Consider the following 17,306-nt stretch of genomic DNA (forward strand, 5'->3'; position numbering starts at 1 on the left):
GCTCAGCCCGCGGCCGCATGGTCGATCGGCAGCGTCAGGGTGAATTGAGCACCCTCGCCCGGTCTGCTCTCGACCGTCAACTCGCCGCCCATCGCCCGTGACAGGCGCCGCGCGATATAGAGGCCGAGGCCGTTGCCGCCCGGCTCGGTGGGGTCGACCCGCTCGAACTTGTCGAAGATGCGCGCCTGGTCTTCGACGGCGATGCCCTTGCCCTGATCGGCGACCACGACCTCGGCCATCGTGCCAATATGCCCGGCGGTGATCGTGACGACGCTGCCGCCCGGCGAATAGCGCACCGCATTGCCGATCAGATTGACCAGGATCTGCAGCGTTCGGCGGAAATCGCCGAGCGCCGGCACCTCGATCGTGGCGAGCGGCTTGGCGATCGCGACCCCGGCATCGTCAGCGCGCACCGCGAGCAGTCCGGCTGCCCGGCGAGCGACATCGGCGAGATCGATCGGCTCGGCGACCAGCGCGAAGTCGGAGCGCTCGACCGCGTGGAGATCGACGAGATCGTCGACGAGGCCGAGCAGATGGCGTCCGGCATTGGCGATGTCGGAAGCGTAGTCGACATAATCCTGCTGCACCGGGCCTTCGGCGGCGGCGTTGATCGTATCGGCATGCGCGACAATCCGCGCGAGCGGCGTGCGCAATGCCTTGTCGAGGCCTTGGGTAAAAGCGGGCGAGATCGCCGGCAACGGCGGCGCGGCGGCAGTGGCATCGGTTTCGATGCGCGCGGTGCCGACAAATCCGGCGAAGTCCCCCATGGTGTCACGACGGACCGCCGCAGCGAGGATCACCGCGCGATCGCTGCCGCGCAGCCGCGCCCTCTGCTCGGCCAGCGGCTTGCGGCGGGCGACCGCGTCGAGCAGCGGCAGCGTGCCGTCACCATGTTCGGCGAGCGATACCAGCGCGGTGAGCGGCTTGCCGAGCAGCTCCAGCGCATCGATGCCGAGCTGTCGCGCGGCGTCGATCGAGACGAAGGTCAGCAGCAACGCCGCATCGGTTTCCCAGCGCAGCTCGCCGTCGCCCCGCTCGTGCGCACGCTCGGTGGCGGGTGACGGCGCCGCCACCCTGAGCTCGCGCCAGCCGCTGATCGCAAGGCGTACGCTGTCGCCATTGGGCTGGGCGCGGACCCACAGATCGAGATCCGCGTCGACGTCGGCGATCGTCACCCCGCGCGAGACGATGATGCCCAGGCGACGGGCGAGCCGCGCGATCGTCGCCAGCGCCGGAACGGCAAGCGGCGCACCGATCATCCCGCCGGCGCGCTCGTTGAGCGCCTCCAGTGCCGGGTCGGCGGTGGTGACGCGCCCCTCCGCATCGATCATCGCGTGCGACACGGGCACGTCAGGCAATCCGTCCATCTTCACCAATTGCTTTCCCGGGTCAGGGCGTCGATCGCCGCGCGAAGATCGTGATGGAGCGTGAGCGGTGCCAGTGACGAGCGGGCGGCCTCGACCGGTACCGCCGCAATGGCATCGAGTTCGTCGGCGAATTGCTCGATATTGCGGCGCGGATCGGCGTCGGCGAGCGCCAGCGCGATCTGGGCGATGGTCGCTCGATCAAGCGCGGCGGCACGGAGCGCCAGCCACAGCCGATCGCCCTCGGGTTCGAGCAGGATCTCGCGTGCAACGTCGAAGTCGAGGTCGACGGCACGGCCGAGCACGGCGATGAACAACAGCAGTCGCCGATCGGCGAGCGCCTCGAGCAACAGTGGGCCGAGTTCGTCGGCACGGGCGTCGATCGCGCCCGCCAGCCGCATCGCCACCGCTTCGACCCGTCCGCCCTCGTCATGCGCGCCGAGGCTGCGATGCGCTGCCTCGACAATCGCACGATCCACCGCCGCGTCCTCGCCGATTGCAGCAGCGGACGCCTCGCGGATGCAGGCGGCCGACCACCAGACCAGTTGGTGATGGCGCTCCGCGGTGAGATCCCCCGCTCCCGGCGTGCCATTGTCGCTGGCGGACCGGCGCCGCGCCTCGGCGGCGAGCAGCGCTCGCGCCGCCGCGGCGACGATGCTGTCGTCGACATCGGCGAGGCGGATCAGCAGGCTCGGTCGGTCGGCGACAGCATGGTGGATCGGCAGCGCCTCGGCGATGAGATCCGCGCGCACCCTGGCGAGCAGCTCGTCCATCAGCCGACGATCGCGGAGCAGGCCGGCACGCGCCAGCCGGCGCACGACCTCGTCATGGTTCTGGAGCAGCGCCTCGGCGCGGGCATCGGCACCGCGACCGGCGAGGATCCGCGCGGCGTGGCGGCGAATGTCTGTCTCGACCGCACCCACGGTCGCGGCGAGCACCGCCGCGACCGCGTGGCGGGTGCGCTCGTCGAGCCGGGCATCGTCGGCAAGGAAGAAGTCGGCGATCGTTCCCGTCAGCCGCGCCGCCGCCCGACCGGCCGCGCCACGCGCGGCGGCAAGCCGCGCATCGAGAGAGGCGCGATCCAGCGGAGGTGGTCCGGCCGACATGATCTGGCTCCTAGCCCGGCCGTCGTTAAGGCGAGACTAACCGTCGGCGTACCGACAGGCCCGAAAATCTGCCGTCTTCCACGTGTCTTCCCCTTTGCGCACGCCCGCGACGGCTGATGTTAGAGCCGCGACCATCGGCCAAGCAGGCCGGTTGGCACAAGCGGGAACTGGGCCTCACGGCGGCGGTTTGCGTGAAAACTGTCTCTGTCGGGAACACTTGCGGCGCCGGTCGCAATCGGGTCAAGGCGGGAGGGTGATCCGCGGGCAGCGCTGCATCTGTCATCTTTTTGCTCCGTCACGCGTTACTTATTGGCGTCAACAGCCGGACGGGGGAGCGATGTTCGACCAATTCGACGCAAAATACCCCACACCGGCGCATGCCGCGGCGGCTGAACGACGCGAGCGCGGGCGTGTTCAGGCCGAGTTTCGCCGGGGCCGGCGCACGGTGTTGCGGGATCGCGCAGCCAAGGTCACGATTGCAGCGGCGCTGGTCGGTGCCGTTGCGGGTGCGCTGGTGCTGGATGCAGGCCTGCGGCATCGCGCGGGGGCGCCAGCGGCGTCACCCGCCGCAACCGACCAGGCCGTGCCGGCGTTCCGCCCTGCCCCGTCGGCGCCGAAATTAAGCGAACTCGCGGAGGCATCGCCCCCGATCAACGCCGTTAGTGCACCCGCGCCTCGCGATACCCGGCGCCCTGCGACCGCCACTCCGGCCCGCGTGGCGACCAATAGAGGTGCCGACACGGCTTCTTCTGTTTTGGCCGGTTCGCCGCAAATTGCTGAGCCGCTGCAGGGCGAGGCACTCAGGCTTGCGTTGATCGAGGATCGCAAGCGGACGATGGAGCTGAACGACGCCGAGTTGAGCCGCCTCGCGAGCAAACCCACGCAATGACCGGTCAGCGGCGGCTGCGGAGGCGCTCGATCGCCGCGTACAGCGTGGCGGTGGCATAGATGCAGGCCATACCCAGGCCGAGGTAGGGCGCGAACAGCAGCGCCCCAAGCCACAGCAAAAGGAGGTAGGCGACCGCGCTGCCCCACCACAACCGCCGCGGCACCCCGCCGAGCGCGCGCTCGGCGAGCACGCCGATCGCCACCAGGACGAGCGCCAACAATGTCGGCACCGCATTACCAAGCCGTTGCGCCTCGCCATGTGCATAGAGCAAGGCCGCGAGCGCGGGCAGCGCCGCCTCGGCAACCCGCAATCCGGCGGACGGCCCAGGCTCGTCACGTAGATCGCCCAGCATCGCGCCAAGCGTGAAGCCGATCGCCCCCAGCAGCGCGAGCAGCAACCCCGCGACCGGAAAGGAGAAAACGAGGAGGAGCAGACCAACCAGCCCGATCCCGCCGGCAGCCGCGCCGATCGCTAGCGTCGGCACCGCGCGCGGCACCAGCAGCGGGATCACCGCGCGCGCGAGCGGCGCGGTGACGAACCGCTCGAACCAGCCATTGCGACCGGACACCATCGCCGCCATCACCGATCGGCTGCGCCCCTCCAGCATCGCGGCGCCGTGCCCGATGCCATGGCCACTCGCGACGGCGCTGTCGGGCAGCATGATGTGGACGGCGCGTGCCTGCGAGGCGAGCCGGACCAGGGTTGATTGCATGTCATAATCGCGCGGCAGCGCGGCCAGCTCGGCGATGCGGCGCGGATCGAGCCGGGCCACGCCGGCCCAGCTGGTGTTCCCGCCCACCCGCTCGTAGATCGATCCTGCCTCCTGCTCGGGTAACACCAGCAAGGCGTCATTGCCCTCGCGCGCCATCACCGCCACTACCTTGAGCGAGGTGGTTAGGCCGTCGGCGAGCATCACCAGCTTGGCGAGCGGATGCAGCTTCTCATGCGCCTCGGCAGCGGATCTCACCGTATCAACCGCGACCCCGCGCCGGCCGATGCGGTTGATCGCGCCGAGCAATTCGGGGGTGAGCCGCGACACCACGATCACCAGCTGCGACGCGCCCGCGCCGATCAGCAGCCGCGCCTGATATTCGATCAGCGTGACGCCGCCGAACGGCAGCGTCGCGGTGAGCATCGCCGGCCGATCGTCCGCGTCGTGAATGGCAAAGAGGAGGCCGGCAAGCATCCAGCCGCTGTTACGGGGTAGCGCCCGTGATGCAAACCCGTTCCGTCCGCCGACGGACGGCGTTCAGAGGCGCTCGATCGCCCGGCGCAGCTTGGTTAGCATAGCCCGGTCCATCGGCAGGTCGGCGGCCTGCATCGCCAGCGCCATCAGCCGCACCGCGCCGAAGCTCGCGGCCAGTCCGCGCAGCCGCGAGGCGGCGTCGCGCCAGGCATCACGGTTCTCGGCGCGCGCCATCGCGTCGACGGCACGCTGCGTGCTCTCGACGAAGGCCAGCCGCAGCTCGGCGATCAGCCCGGGCTCGTCACCGACTGCCGCTGCCAGATTCGCGTCTATTGCTCCGGGATCATAGGCCATGCCGCCCATGTAAAAGCGGTCTGCTTAAGCAAGTGTTGCGTGGGGGCTTTGTCGTTACGGCAAAGCCGGGTAGGCTCGAGGCATGAACGGGGGTTCCATGATCGTCGACATGCGGGGCGAGGCCCATCAGAGCGAACGGCCGCACGAGCCGAGCCTCAGGCACATCATCAACGAATCGCGCGAGAACAGCATGCCGTGGGACGATGAACCCGAATCCCAGGGCCTGAGCTGGCTGGCACCGGCCGCGGCGCTGATCGTGTGCCTGGCCTGGATCGGCGGCATGCTGTGGGTGGCGCGCGATGCGCTGGTCGGCCTATCACCGGTCGCTCTGGTCGAGTTCATCGCAGCGCTCGCGGTGATCCCGGCGCTGGTCGGCATCGTCTACCTGCTGACCCAGCGCACCAGCCGCGCGGAGGCGCTGCGCTTCGGCCGAACGGCGCAGGCGATGCGCGCCGAGGCCGCCAATCTGGAACGCGCCGTCGCCGGCATATCGGCCTCGCTCGACGACAATCGCCAGGCGGTCGCCGAGCAGATCGGTGCGCTGATGGCGATGGGCGACACCGCGAACGAGCGGGTCGCCGCGATCGGACGCAGCATGGCCGTGGAGATCAGCGAGGCCGATCAGCATGCGCAAGAATTGTCGCGAGCCGCAGGCGACGCCCAGGCGAGCCTCGGCGTGCTGCTTGCCTCGCTGCCGCGTGCCGTCGCCGAAACCGCCGAGATGCAGCGCTTGCTCGAGGCGACCGGCCTTGCCGCGAGCGAACAGGCCGCCGGGCTCGACGCCCAATTGCTTGCACTCGCCGATCGCGGGCGCGAGGCAGATTACGTAGCCGGCGGTGCGGCGCAGAAGCTTGCCGCACATATCGTGCGGATGGAAGCGACCAGCGAGACGGCGGGCGAGCGGCTGGAGGCGGTCACCGCGGCGATGTCGGGCGAGGTCGATGCGCTGCTCGGCCGCACTGCCGAGGCGGTGGACGAATCGCGCAAGGCGATCGCCATCCAGGGCGATGCCATGCTGGCGATGCTGCGCGCCAACCAGGCCGCGCTCGACCATGCCGCCCGCGACAGCGCCGAAGCGATGGCGGAACGGATCGCGGGAATCGAGGACGTCATCGATCGCGTCACCGCGCGGCTTGGCGAGCAATATCATGCCAGCGATGCGCTGCTCACCGGGCTCGACGAGGGCATCGGCCGCGTCGAGACCCGGCTCGACGTGCTCCACAGCGAGGGCACCGATCGCTCGCAGATGCTCGCCGCCTCGATCAGCGCACTCGGCGGTTCGGCCGATGCGATGACCGAGGCGCTGCGGACCGGCCAGGATGTCGCCAGCCGCACCATCAGCACCACCGAATCGCTGCTGATCGCGCTTGATGCCGCGGCGCGCGAGATCGACGAGACGCTGCCCGACGCGCTTGCCCGGCTCGACGCCAAGATCGGCGCCAGCCAGCAGGTGGTGGTTCAGGCCAAGCCCGAGCTGCTCGCGCTGGTCACCGCGGCCGAGAGCACCCATGATGCGATCGAGGCGATCGCCGGCGTGATCGCGGACCAGCGCCGGACGCTCGATCAATTGTCCGGCGGCCTGATCCAGACGCTGAGCGACGGCCGCGCCAAAGCCGATGCGCTCGGCATGATGGTGGAGGAGGCGATCGGCCGCACCCACCAGTTCGCCGATGATGCTGCGCCGCGGCTGGTGGACGCGCTACTGCGGGTCCGCGAATCCGCCAATGTCGCCGCGGATCAGGCCCGGGAGACGCTCGCGAGCGTGATCCCCGAAGCGGCCGAGGCGCTGGAAGCCGCGACCGGCGAGGCGATGCGCCGTGCCACCACCGACACGGTGACGCGACAGGTGCGCGCGATCGAGGAGGCGACCGGCGATGCGGTCGAGGCCGCAACCCGCGCCACCGAGCAGCTCGCCCGCCAGGTACAGGCGATCGTCGCCCAGACCGCGACGGTGGAAGCACGCATGGTGGACGCGCGCGCCGAGCGCGAGGAAGCGGCGAACGACAGCTTCGCGCGCCGTGCCTCGCTGTTGATCGAGGCGCTCAACTCGGCGGCGATCGACATCACCCGGGCGCTGGCGCCCGACGTGTCGGACAGCGCCTGGGCCGCGTATCTCAAGGGCGATCGTGGCGTCTTCACGCGTCGCGCGGTGCGCATCCTCGAGCCGGGCGACGCGCGCGAGATCGCCGACCTGTATGACGACGACGCGGCGTTCCGCGACGCGGTCAACCGCTACATCCACGATTTCGAGGGCATGCTGCGCGGCATTCTCGCGGAGCGGGACGGATCGCCGCTGGGAGTGACGTTGCTGTCTTCGGACATGGGAAAGCTGTACGTGGCGCTGGCGCAGGCGATCGAGCGGCTGCGCTGAGAACAGCGGACTTTCGCGCGGCAGTGAAGCGTGGCCGGAAGCCGCAAGGATTAGGCCGTCATCTCAGCGGAAGCTGGCATCTCCACACCAGCAGACCCCCATGAGCCGAGAATGACCCCAGCCTTCGCTGGCGTAACAGCTATTGCTTAGAACAGCCGGGGTAATGCCTGACCTGCGAGCTCCGCCTCCACCGACTCGATCGCTGCGGAGATCTGCGCCGCGACCAGCGGTACGCCGGCGGCATCCATCAAGCTGAGCGCACGGTTGAGCAGGTCGAGGGTGCAGAGATAGGTCTGTGGCATGGAGTTGGTCGATCAATAAGGGAGGCTTCGCGTAGGCCGAACGGTCCTTCGCCACAATGATCTACCCGGAAAGCCTATGATCCCAAAGGTTTGGTTAACGCGGCCCGAGCACGTTGATCATCTCGGGCGTGAGCCAGCCGAAGCGGTAGTTGGCGAGGAACAGCGCAAACAGCAGCGTCGCAACGATCGTCACCCGCCCGGCGATGCGGCCGAGGCGGAAATCGTGCGGGGCGCTGTCAGCCTGGCCGGGGACGATCACGCCCCCGGCCTCATGGGTGGTGCGAACACCCCAGGGCAGGACCAGGAAGACGGAGAACGCCCAGAACAGGACGTAGATCGCGAGCATTGAGGTCCAGCGCACGGGGCGTCAGGCCTGGATCACCAGCACGTCAACGATCGGCTTCTTGCCGGTCCAGCGCGTGGCGATCTTACGCACCGCGAGGCGCACGTCCTCGCGGCGGCGGTCGAGCTCGCGCTTGCCGCCCTTGAGCGCCTCGGCAGCGGCGTCGATGGCATCCTCGACAAAGGCGGCGCGATCTTCCTCGACCGGCACGCCCTGGACACGCACCTGCGGGGTGCCGACCATCCGGCCGTCACGACCGATCGCCACCGCGACCGAGATCTGGCCGTTGAGCGCGAGCTTGCGGCGCTCGTTGATGGTCGAGCCGTCCGCCGGCAGGATCACGTCGCCGTCGAGCACCAGCCGGCCTACCCCGGCCTTGCCGACCTTCTCGGCCTTGCCCGGGAGCAGGCGAACGATGTCGCCGTCCCCCTGGACGATCGCCTGCGGGATACCTTCGGACAGGCCGAAGCGGGCATGCTCCATCATGTGCCGCATCTCGCCGTGAACGGGGATCAGCACCTTGGGGCGCATCCACTTGTACATCTGGGCGAGCTCGGGCCGCCCCGGGTGCCCCGAGACATGGACATGCGCCTGCCGCTCGGTGATCATCTGCACGCCCTTGGCGGCAAGGATATTCTGGATGCGGCCGATCGCGACCTCGTTGCCGGGGATCTGCTTGGACGAGAAGATCACCGCATCGCCCTGCTCGAGCTTGATGGTATGGCTGCCGTCGGCGACGCGGGCGAGCGCGGCGCGCGGTTCGCCCTGGCCGCCGGTGGCGACGATCAGCACCTTGTTGCGCGGGAGCCGCATCGCAGTCTCCGGATCTACGGTCTCGGGGAAGTCGCCGAGATAACCGGTGGCGCGCGCCACCTTGAGGATCCGATCGAGCGAACGGCCGGTGACGCAGAGCTTGCGACCGGTCTCGCGCGCGACTTCGCCGAGCGTGTGGAGGCGCGCGGCGTTGGACGCAAAGGTGGTGACGAGGACGCGGCCCTTGGCGCTCGCCACCGCCTTGGCGATGCCGATGCGGACGCTCGCCTCCGAGCCCGAGGCCTCGGCGTTGAAAATGTTGGTCGAATCGCAGACCAGCACGTCGATGCCCTTGTCACCGATCGCGCTCAACTGCTCGGGGCTCGAGGGCTTGCCGATCACGGGCGTGGGATCGAGCTTCCAGTCACCGGTGTGGAACACTCGGCCGACCGGCGTCTCGATGATGAGCGCATTCGGCTCGGGGATCGAGTGCGACAGCTCGACGAAGTCGATGCCGAACGGACCGACCTGGATCTTCTTGCCGGGCTGGACGATGCGCAGCTTGACGCGGTTGGCGATGCCCTCCTCTTCGAGCTTGCCGCGGATCAGGCCGGCGGTGAACGGGGTCGCATAGAGCGGCACGCCGAGATCCTCGGCGAGGTACGGCAGCGCGCCGATATGATCCTCGTGACCGTGGGTCAGCACAATGCCGACCAAATCGTCGAGGCGTTCCTCGATGAAGGCGAGGTCCGGCAGCACGACGTCGATGCCGGGGTAAGCCGCATCGGCAAAGGTGATGCCACAATCGACCATCAGCCATTTGCCGGCATGACCGTACAGATTGACGTTCATGCCGATCTCGCCGGAGCCGCCGAGAGCGCAAAACAACAGTTCATTCTTGGGAGTCATTGAGTTCCTTACTACGTCCCGGCCGATGCCGGGTTTGAGGACGCGTGCGCGCATGGCACGAGACCTGCGGCCGATTGATGGGCCAGATGGGAGCCTGATTTGAGCCTCAGGCTGAGGCGATCTTTGATAGGATATGGGCCTTCTCGTGCATGATCGCCAGCCCCTGGATGGTGAGATCGGGCTCGATCACGTCGAAGACGTCGGTATGGCGCTCGAACAGCGTGGCGAGACCGCCGGTAGCGATCACCTTGACCGGCCGGCCGACCTCCGCCTTCATCCGCGCGACCAGCCCTTCGATCATCGCGATATAGCCCCAGTAGATGCCGATGGTCATCTGATCGACCGTGTTGCGGCCGATCACGCCCGCAGTCGCCGGCGCCTCGATCGCGATCCGCGGCAGCTTGGCTGCGGCGCTGACCAGCGCGTCGAGCGAGAGGTTGATGCCGGGTGCGATGATCCCGCCCTTGTAGGCGCCGCTGTAATCGCTGACGTCGAGCGTGGTTGCGGTGCCGAAATCGATGACGATAAGATCGCCCGCGTGCAATGTGTGCGCGGCGATCGTGTTGACGGCCCGGTCCGCGCCGAGGGTCTGCGGCTCGTCGACATCGATGACGATGCCCCATTCCACCGGCGCACGCCCGGCGATCAGCGCCTCGGTGCGGAAATATTTGCTGCTGAGCACCTGGAGGTTGTGCAGCGCGCGCGGCACCACCGTGGCGACAATCACCGCAGTGACCTGGTCGCGGTCATAACCCTCAAGCGCGAGCAGTTGGCTGAGCCAAACCGCATATTCGTCGGCGGTGCGGCGCGGATCGGTAGCGATCCGCCAGCGCGCCTTGATCTCACGCGCGCCGCCTTCCTGGTCGACCAGCGCAAAGACGACATTGGTGTTGCCGGCATCGATCGCGAGCAGCATGGGTCAGTTCCACTCCGTTGGGCGGCGCCTGCTCACAGCAGGAACACGTCCGCGGCGTGGATGACACGCCGCTCCCCCGTCGCCAAGCGCAGGATGAGCGCGCCATGCGCGTCCAGCCCGTCGAACAGCCCGTCGGCGGTGCTGCCATCCGGCAGGCGCGCCGATAGCGCGGTGCCGATCGGGTGCGCGGCATCGAGCCAGGCGCTGCGGATCGGGCTCAACCCTTCGCCCCGCCATCGCGACAGCCAGCGCCCGACCGCCTCCGCCAGCGTCTCGAGCAAATCAGCCGGCGCGACGGTGGCACCCTGCGCGGCAAGGCTGGTCGTGGCGCGATCGGGCAGATCGGGATGGTGAGCGAGATTGACACCGATGCCGATCACCACGGCATCGTCGACGCGCTCGAGGAGAATGCCGGAAAGCTTGGCGCCCGCGACGAGCAGATCGTTTGGCCATTTCAGCACCGCCCTCGCCGCACTGCCGAGGTATACGCTTACCGTCTCGTGCAACGCGACCGCTGCCATCAGCGCCAGGCTCGCCGCAGCAGCATCGGTCGGACGAACGCGGACCAGCGTCGAGGCGGACAGGTTGCCAGGCGGCGAGGTCCACGCCCTGCCCTGACGGCCGCGACCGGCGGTCTGCCGCTCGGCGCGGAGCCACAGCCCCTCCTCGGCGCCGGCGCGCGCGAGGAGGAGCATGTCGGCATTGGTGGATCCCGTCTCGGCGACGGTCCGGATGATGGTCAGAACAGCGCCCGCGCGGCGGTGAGCGTCCAGACGCCGAGCGGCGCGAGAACGATCCAGCCAACCGGCGACACGAAGGTGGCGGCGATGGCGATCATGCCGCCCTCGACCACCGAGCCGTCGCGCTGAAACTCTGGCGCGGGATCGTCGAAATACATCACCTTGACGACGCGAAGGTAGTAATAGGCGCCGATCACCGAAGCGACGAAGCCGATCACCGCGAGCGGGTACAGCCCGGCCGCCACGGCGGCGTTGAACACCGCGAGCTTGGCGTTGAACCCGAGCAGCGGCGGGATACCGGCGAGGCTGAACATGAAAATCGCCATGGCCGCAGCGAGACCCGGGCGCGTGCGCGACAAGCCCGACAGGCTCGCCAGCGTCTCTACCGGCTGGCCGGTGGCATCGCGCATCTGCAGCACGACGAGGAAGCCGCCAAGCGTCATTGCGATGTAGATGGTTAGGTAGAACAGCACCGACGCGACGCCCTCGGGCGTGCCGGCGGCGAGGCCGACCAGCGCGAAGCCGACGTTGTTGATCGACGAATAGGCCAACAGCCGCTTGATGTTGGTCTGGCCGATCGCCGCCACCGCACCGAGGATGATCGAGGCGAGCGCCGCGAAGATCACGATCTGACGCCATTCGCCGGTCGCCGGGCCCATCGCCTCGACGGCGACGCGCACCGCGAGACCCATCGCCGCGACCTTGGGGGCCGACGCGAAGAACGCCGTCACCGGGGTGGGGGCGCCTTCATAGACGTCGGGCGTCCACATGTGGAACGGCACCGCGGAGATCTTGAACGCCAGGCCAGCGAACACGAAGACCAGCCCGAACAGCAGACCGAGCGAGCGCGGACCGGCGTAGGCGGTGGCGATGCCGCTGAACAAGGTGGTGCCGCTGAACCCGTAGACCAGGCTGATTCCGTATAGCAAAATGCCGCTCGCGAGCGCGCCGAGGATGAAATACTTCAATCCCGCTTCGGCCGAGCGGATGTCGCGGCGCATGAAGCTGGCCAGCACATAAGCGGCGAGGCTCTGCAGCTCGAGGCCCACATAGAGCGTCAGCAGATCGGACGCCGACACCATCATGCCCATGCCCGCAGCCGACAGCAGGATCAGCACGGGATATTCCGGCCGCAGATCGTCGCCAGTGGTGCGCTGGAAGAAATTGGGCGCGAGCAGGATCGCGACGGCGGAGGCGATGAAGATCAGCGTCTTAGCGAAGCCGGCGAACGCATCGGCGCGATACAGGCCGTCGAAGGCCGAGCCACCGCTGGAGGCGGGGCCGAGCAGCGCGACGCCGGCGCCGGCGAGAACGGCGACTGCAGCCCAGGAGATCGCCCGGGTCGACGCCGGGCCACCCCAGGCAGCGACCAGCATCAGCACGATCGCCCCTACCCCGAGGATCACCTCGGGCAGGGTCATGGCGAGGTTAGCGGCGTAATCCATCAGTGTGCGCTCTCATCGGCGGCGGCATGAACCGCGGCGGGCCGGCCTGCGGTGGGTTGGGAATCGCTATGCGGCGTCGCGCGGTCGATCCGGGCGAGCAGCACGCCGACATCCTTGCGCATCGGTGCCATGAAGCTCTCGGGATAGACGCCCATCCACAGTGCCACCGCGGCGATCGGGGCGAGCAGCCACAGCTCGCGGCCCGACAGATCCTTCATCTCGCGAACGTCGTCGGCCTTGATCTCCCCGAACACCACGCGGCGGTAGAGGTAGAGCATGTAGGCGGCGCCGAGGATGATGCTGGTGGTGCAGAGCAGCGCCGTCCAGGTCGAGACCTGATAGGTCCCCATCAGCGACAGGAACTCGGCGACGAACCCGCTGGTCCCCGGCAGGCCGATCGAGGCCATGGTGAAGAACAGGAAGAACAAGGCATAGCGCGGCATGTTGATCGCGAGGCCGCCGTAGCGCGAAATCTCGCGGGTATGGAGGCGATCGTAGATCACGCCGACGCACAGGAACAGCGCGCCCGAGACGAGGCCGTGGCTGAGCATCATGATCATCGCGCCCTCGATCCCCTGCCGGTTGAAGGCAAAGAGGCCGATGGTGACGATCGCCATGTGCGCGACCGAGGAATAAGCGATCAGCTTCTTCATGTCGCTCTGCACCAGCGCGACCAGCGAGGTGTAGATCACCGCAATCGCGGATAGCGCGAAGATCAGCCAGGTGAGCTGGCCCGACGCCTCGGGGAACATCGGCAGGCTGAAGCGCAGGAAGCCGTAGCCGCCGAGCTTGAGCAGCACGCCGGCGAGGATCACCGACCCGGCGGTCGGCGCCTGGACGTGCGCGTCGGGCAACCAGGTGTGGACCGGCCACATCGGCATCTTGACCGCGAAGGAGGCAAAGAAGCCGAGCCACAGCAGCGTCTGGATATGCGCCGGGAAATCATGGTTCATCAGCGCGGGGATGCTGGTGGTATGGGCCTGGCCGACCATGTAGATCATCGCGACCAGCATCAGCAGCGAGCCGAGCAGCGTGTACAGGAAGAACTTGTACGACGCGTAGATCCGGTTCGCGCCGCCCCAGATGCCGATGATCAGGTACATCGGAATGAGGCCGGCTTCGAAGAAGATGTAGAACAGGTAGAGGTCCTGCGCCGCGAAGGTGCCGATCATCAGCACCTCGGTTAGCAGGAACGCCGCCATATATTCCGGCACCCGCGTCGTCACCGAGCGCCAGCTGGCGCCGATGCAGATCGGCATCAGGAACACGCTGAGCATGATCAGAAGCAGCGCGAAGCCGTCGATGCCGAGGTCCCAACGGAACACGCCAAGGTTGGCGCCCTGCTCGACGAACTGCCACTGCGCGCCGCCGATATCGTAATTCGCCCACAGCAGGATGCCGAGCGCAAAATCGATCAAGGTGGCGGCGAGCGCCAGCGTCCGCGCCGCCGAGGCCGACACGAACAGGCAGACGATGGCGGCGATCGCGGGGATCGCCAGCATCACCGAGAGGATGGGGAAGCCGCTCACTTCGTGATCGCCCAGGTAACGGCCGCGGTAAGCCCGATCAGCATGACGAAGGCATAGGTGTAGACATATCCCGTCTGGAACCGGCCGGCGACCCGGCTGGAGAGCTGCGCCACCCAGGCGGCGCCGTCAGGCCCGAACCGGTTGATCGTCTTCTCGTCGCCACGATGCCACAGCCAGCGGCCGAGCGCGAAGGCGGGACGAACGAAGATCAGGTGATACAGCTCGTCGAAATAATATTTGTTGAGCAGGAAGCGGTAGAGGATCCGGAACTGGCTCGCCACCGCGACCGGGAAGCCCGGGTTCGCGATATAGGCATACCAGGCGGTCACCAGGCCGAGCAGCATGGCGATCGTCGCCGACAGCTTGATCATCACCGGTACGCCATGCATCGCGTGCATCAGATGCTCGCGGAATGCGATGTCGCCCTTCCAGAAGGTCTCGCCCGAAGTAGGCTCGATGAAATAGCCGTGGAAGACGAAACCGGCCGCGATCGCACCGATCGACAGCAGCACCAGCGGGATCAGCATCGGCGGCGGGCTCTCGTGCGGATGATAGCCACCAGTGCCTGCAGGCAGGTCCTGCTGCGCCGGGCCATGTTCCGACGGATGATCGCCCGAGTCCTCAGCCTTGGCAGGGTTGCCGTGGGCCTCGTCCGGATGATGCGCGTCGTGGCCGTGCGCGTGGGCATGGTCGTCATGGCCGTGGCCGTGCGCATCATGCACCGCATGCTGGATATGCTCCGACGCGGCCCAGCGCGGCGTGCCCCAGAAGGTGAGGAACATCAGCCGCCACGAATAGAAGCTGGTGATCGCCGCGACCGCGACGCCGACGAACCACACGCCGGGCTGACCCGCCGCCCAGGCGGTCTCGATGATCGCATCCTTGGAATGGAAGCCGGCAAAGCCGATCTGCGGCAGGCCGAGGATGCCGGGAATGCCGACTCCGGTGATGGCGAGCGTGCCCATCATCATCGCCCAGAAGGTGAGCGGGATGCTTTTGCGCAGGCCGCCGTAATAGCGCATGTCCTGCTCATGGTGCATCGCGTGGATCACCGAGCCGGCGCCGAGGAACAGCAGCGCCTTGAAGAAGGCGTGGGTGAACAGGTGGAACATCGCCGCGCCATAGGCGCCGACGCCCGCGGCGAAGAACATGTAGCCGAGCTGCGAGCAGGTCGAATAGGCGATCACGCGCTTGATGTCGGTCTGCACCAACCCGACGGTGGCCGCGAACAGGCAGGTCGCGGCGCCGACGGTGGTGACGACGTGGAGCGCCGTGGGGCTCATCTCGAACATCGGCGACAGGCGGCAGACCATGAACACGCCGGCGGTGACCATCGTCGCCGCGTGGATCAGCGCCGACACTGGGGTCGGGCCTTCCATCGCGTCCGGCAGCCAGGTGTGAAGGCCGAGCTGCGCCGACTTGCCCATCGCGCCGACGAACAGCAGCAGGCAGAGCACGGTCATCGTATCCAGGCGCATGCCGAGGAAGCCGATGGTCGAGCCCGCCATGGTCGGCGCGGCGGCGAGGATCGCCGGGATCGAGACGGTGCCGAACACTAGGAAGGTGCCGAAGATGCCGAGCATGAAGCCGAGATCGCCGACACGGTTGACCACGAAGGCCTTGATCGCGGCGGCGTTGGCCGACGGTTTGCGGAACCAGAAGCCGATCAGCAGGTAGGAGGCGAGACCGACGCCTTCCCAGCCGAAGAACATCTGCACCAGCGTGTCCGCGGTCACGAGCATCAGCATCGCGAAGGTGAACAGGCAGAGATAGGCGAAGAAGCGCGGCTGATCGGGGTCCTCGCTCATATAGCCCCAGCTATAGAGGTGGACGAGCGCCGAGACGCTGGTGATCACCACCAGCATCACCGCGGTGAGCTGATCGACGCGGAGCGACCAGGCAACGGTCATGTCGCCGCTGGCGATCCACTCGAACACCGGCACGACATGCGCGGTGCTGGTGCCGGCGAGGAAGCCGAGGAAGATCGGCCAGCTCAGCGCGCAGCTGATGAACAGCGCCCCCGTGGTGATCAGCTTGGCAGGCGCAAAGCCGATCGCCTTGTTGCCGAGCCCCGCAATGGCGGCGGCGAGCAGCGGCAGGAATACAATGAACAGGATCGAAGTCACCGACCGGCCTTCCGCTTGCGGGAGGTATTACGCGTAGCGTGCAAGGACATCACCCCTTCATCCGGTTGACGTCATCGACCGCGATCGTGCCGCGGCCACGGAAATAGATCACCAGAATGGCGAGGCCGATCGCCGCCTCGCCAGCTGCGACGGTGAGCACGAACATCGCGAACACCTGGCCGACGAGATCGTGCAGATAGGCCGAAAAGGCGACCAGGTTGAGGTTCACCGCGAGCAGGATCAGCTCGATCGCCATCAGGATGACGATGATGTTCTTCCGGTTAAGGAAGATGCCGAGCACCCCCATGGTGAACAGGATCGCCGCGACGACCAGATAATGGATTAGGCCGATCGTCACAGCTGGACCCCCTGCCCGACTTGCGGTTGCGTGTTGCGCGTCGCGTCCTGCGGACGGCGCGCGTTCTGGCGGCTGATGTTCTGGCCACGGACACCGCCGCGCTGGCGATGGGTGAGCACGATCGCACCAATCATGGCGACGAGCAGCACAAAGCCGGCGCCTTCGAATACGAACAGATAGCGCGTGTAGAGCAGATTGCCGATCGCCTGGATGTTCGGCACCGCGGCGTCGACCGGTGCGATCCGCTGCGCGACCTGTACGCCACCAGCGGTCCATGCCTTGAGGCCGATCACGATCTCGATCAGCAGCCCGGCGGCGAGTGCCAGACCGAGCGGCAGATAGCGTGCGAAGCCCGCGCGCATCTCGGCAACCTCGATGTCGAGCATCATCACTACGAATAGGAACAGCACCGCGACCGCGCCGACATAGACGATGACGAGCAGCATCGCGATGAACTCGGCGCCGACCAGCACCATGAGCCCGGCGGCGTTGAAGAACGCGAGGATCAGCCACATCACCGAATGGACCGGGTTGCGCGACGAGATGGTCATCGCGCCCGAGCCGATCACGATGATCGCGAACAGGTAGAAAGCGAGGGCCTGGATCACAGCGTCA

The 17,306-nt window shown here is 67.6% G+C and carries 16 protein-coding genes; 2 read left to right on the forward strand and 14 right to left on the reverse strand.

What is annotated here, in order from left to right:
* Positions 1-2: 2 nt before the first annotated feature.
* Together OXR60_RS01230 and OXR60_RS01235 are read right to left on the reverse strand one after the other, a co-directional pair.
* Positions 3-1,367, reverse strand: a complete 1,365-nt coding sequence (locus OXR60_RS01230; protein ID WP_267393246.1) for an ATP-binding protein — start codon at positions 1,365-1,367, stop codon at positions 3-5.
* Between the two features lie 2 nt (positions 1,368-1,369).
* On the reverse strand, positions 1,370-2,470 hold the full coding sequence (locus tag OXR60_RS01235; RefSeq protein WP_267393248.1) for a DUF2336 domain-containing protein: 1,101 nt from the start codon (positions 2,468-2,470) through the stop codon (positions 1,370-1,372).
* Between the two features lie 337 nt (positions 2,471-2,807).
* Between OXR60_RS01235 and OXR60_RS01240 the strand changes: the two genes are divergently transcribed.
* Positions 2,808-3,359 carry a hypothetical protein gene (locus OXR60_RS01240; RefSeq protein ID WP_267393250.1) on the forward strand — a complete coding sequence of 184 codons (552 nt, stop codon included), beginning with the start codon at positions 2,808-2,810 and terminating at the stop codon, positions 3,357-3,359.
* A gap of 4 nt (positions 3,360-3,363) precedes the next feature.
* Here OXR60_RS01240 and OXR60_RS01245 read toward each other — a convergent pair whose 3' ends face one another.
* Together OXR60_RS01245 and OXR60_RS01250 are read right to left on the reverse strand one after the other, a co-directional pair.
* Positions 3,364-4,545: a hypothetical protein gene (locus OXR60_RS01245; RefSeq protein ID WP_267393252.1), complete on the reverse strand. Its 1,182-nt coding sequence runs from the start codon at positions 4,543-4,545 to the stop codon at positions 3,364-3,366.
* Positions 4,546-4,608: 63 nt separating this feature from the next.
* Positions 4,609-4,899 carry an Hpt domain-containing protein gene (locus tag OXR60_RS01250; protein WP_267393588.1) on the reverse strand — a complete coding sequence of 97 codons (291 nt, stop codon included), beginning with the start codon at positions 4,897-4,899 and terminating at the stop codon, positions 4,609-4,611.
* Positions 4,900-4,981: 82 nt separating this feature from the next.
* On the opposite strand from OXR60_RS01250, the gene OXR60_RS01255 reads away from it, so the two are divergent.
* A complete protein-coding gene (locus OXR60_RS01255) occupies positions 4,982-7,270 on the forward strand; it encodes a hypothetical protein (RefSeq protein WP_267393254.1) in 2,289 nt (762 codons plus the stop codon).
* A gap of 146 nt (positions 7,271-7,416) precedes the next feature.
* Here the strand turns inward: OXR60_RS01255 and OXR60_RS01260 are convergent, their stop codons facing one another.
* From OXR60_RS01260 to OXR60_RS01305, 10 genes are all read right to left on the reverse strand, one after another.
* Positions 7,417-7,572 (reverse strand): hypothetical protein, encoded by a 156-nt coding sequence (locus OXR60_RS01260; protein ID WP_267393255.1) that lies wholly within the window; start codon positions 7,570-7,572, stop codon positions 7,417-7,419.
* 94 nt (positions 7,573-7,666) lie between these two features.
* Positions 7,667-7,933 (reverse strand): DUF1467 family protein, encoded by a 267-nt coding sequence (locus tag OXR60_RS01265; protein ID WP_267393256.1) that lies wholly within the window; start codon positions 7,931-7,933, stop codon positions 7,667-7,669.
* Between the two features lie 6 nt (positions 7,934-7,939).
* Positions 7,940-9,577 (reverse strand): ribonuclease J, encoded by a 1,638-nt coding sequence (locus OXR60_RS01270; RefSeq protein WP_267393258.1) that lies wholly within the window; start codon positions 9,575-9,577, stop codon positions 7,940-7,942.
* A 106-nt stretch (positions 9,578-9,683) separates the two neighbouring features.
* Entirely contained in the window at positions 9,684-10,493 is an 810-nt protein-coding gene (locus OXR60_RS01275) for a type III pantothenate kinase (RefSeq protein WP_267393259.1), read from the reverse strand.
* Between the two features lie 32 nt (positions 10,494-10,525).
* Positions 10,526-11,230, reverse strand: a complete 705-nt coding sequence (locus OXR60_RS01280) for a biotin--[acetyl-CoA-carboxylase] ligase (protein WP_267393590.1) — start codon at positions 11,228-11,230, stop codon at positions 10,526-10,528.
* Between the two features lie 2 nt (positions 11,231-11,232).
* Positions 11,233-12,678, reverse strand: a complete 1,446-nt coding sequence (gene nuoN / locus OXR60_RS01285) for an NADH-quinone oxidoreductase subunit NuoN (protein ID WP_267393261.1) — start codon at positions 12,676-12,678, stop codon at positions 11,233-11,235.
* The gene (locus tag OXR60_RS01290) at positions 12,678-14,207 is read right to left on the reverse strand and encodes an NADH-quinone oxidoreductase subunit M (protein ID WP_267393263.1); all 1,530 of its coding nucleotides are present in this window, start codon (positions 14,205-14,207) and stop codon (positions 12,678-12,680) included. Before OXR60_RS01290 ends, nuoN begins: the two co-directional genes overlap by 1 nt.
* Positions 14,204-16,333 carry an NADH-quinone oxidoreductase subunit L gene (nuoL, locus tag OXR60_RS01295; protein ID WP_267393265.1) on the reverse strand — a complete coding sequence of 710 codons (2,130 nt, stop codon included), beginning with the start codon at positions 16,331-16,333 and terminating at the stop codon, positions 14,204-14,206. Before nuoL ends, OXR60_RS01290 begins: the two co-directional genes overlap by 4 nt.
* 49 nt (positions 16,334-16,382) lie before the next feature.
* Positions 16,383-16,685 (reverse strand): NADH-quinone oxidoreductase subunit NuoK, encoded by a 303-nt coding sequence (gene nuoK, locus OXR60_RS01300; RefSeq protein ID WP_267393592.1) that lies wholly within the window; start codon positions 16,683-16,685, stop codon positions 16,383-16,385.
* Between the two features lie 2 nt (positions 16,686-16,687).
* A complete protein-coding gene (locus OXR60_RS01305; protein ID WP_267393268.1) occupies positions 16,688-17,299 on the reverse strand; it encodes an NADH-quinone oxidoreductase subunit J in 612 nt (203 codons plus the stop codon).
* Positions 17,300-17,306 lie beyond the last annotated feature (7 nt).

Source organism: Sphingomonas sp. GC_Shp_5, assembly GCF_026540855.1.
In the GTDB taxonomy this organism is placed as follows: domain Bacteria; phylum Pseudomonadota; class Alphaproteobacteria; order Sphingomonadales; family Sphingomonadaceae; genus Sphingomonas.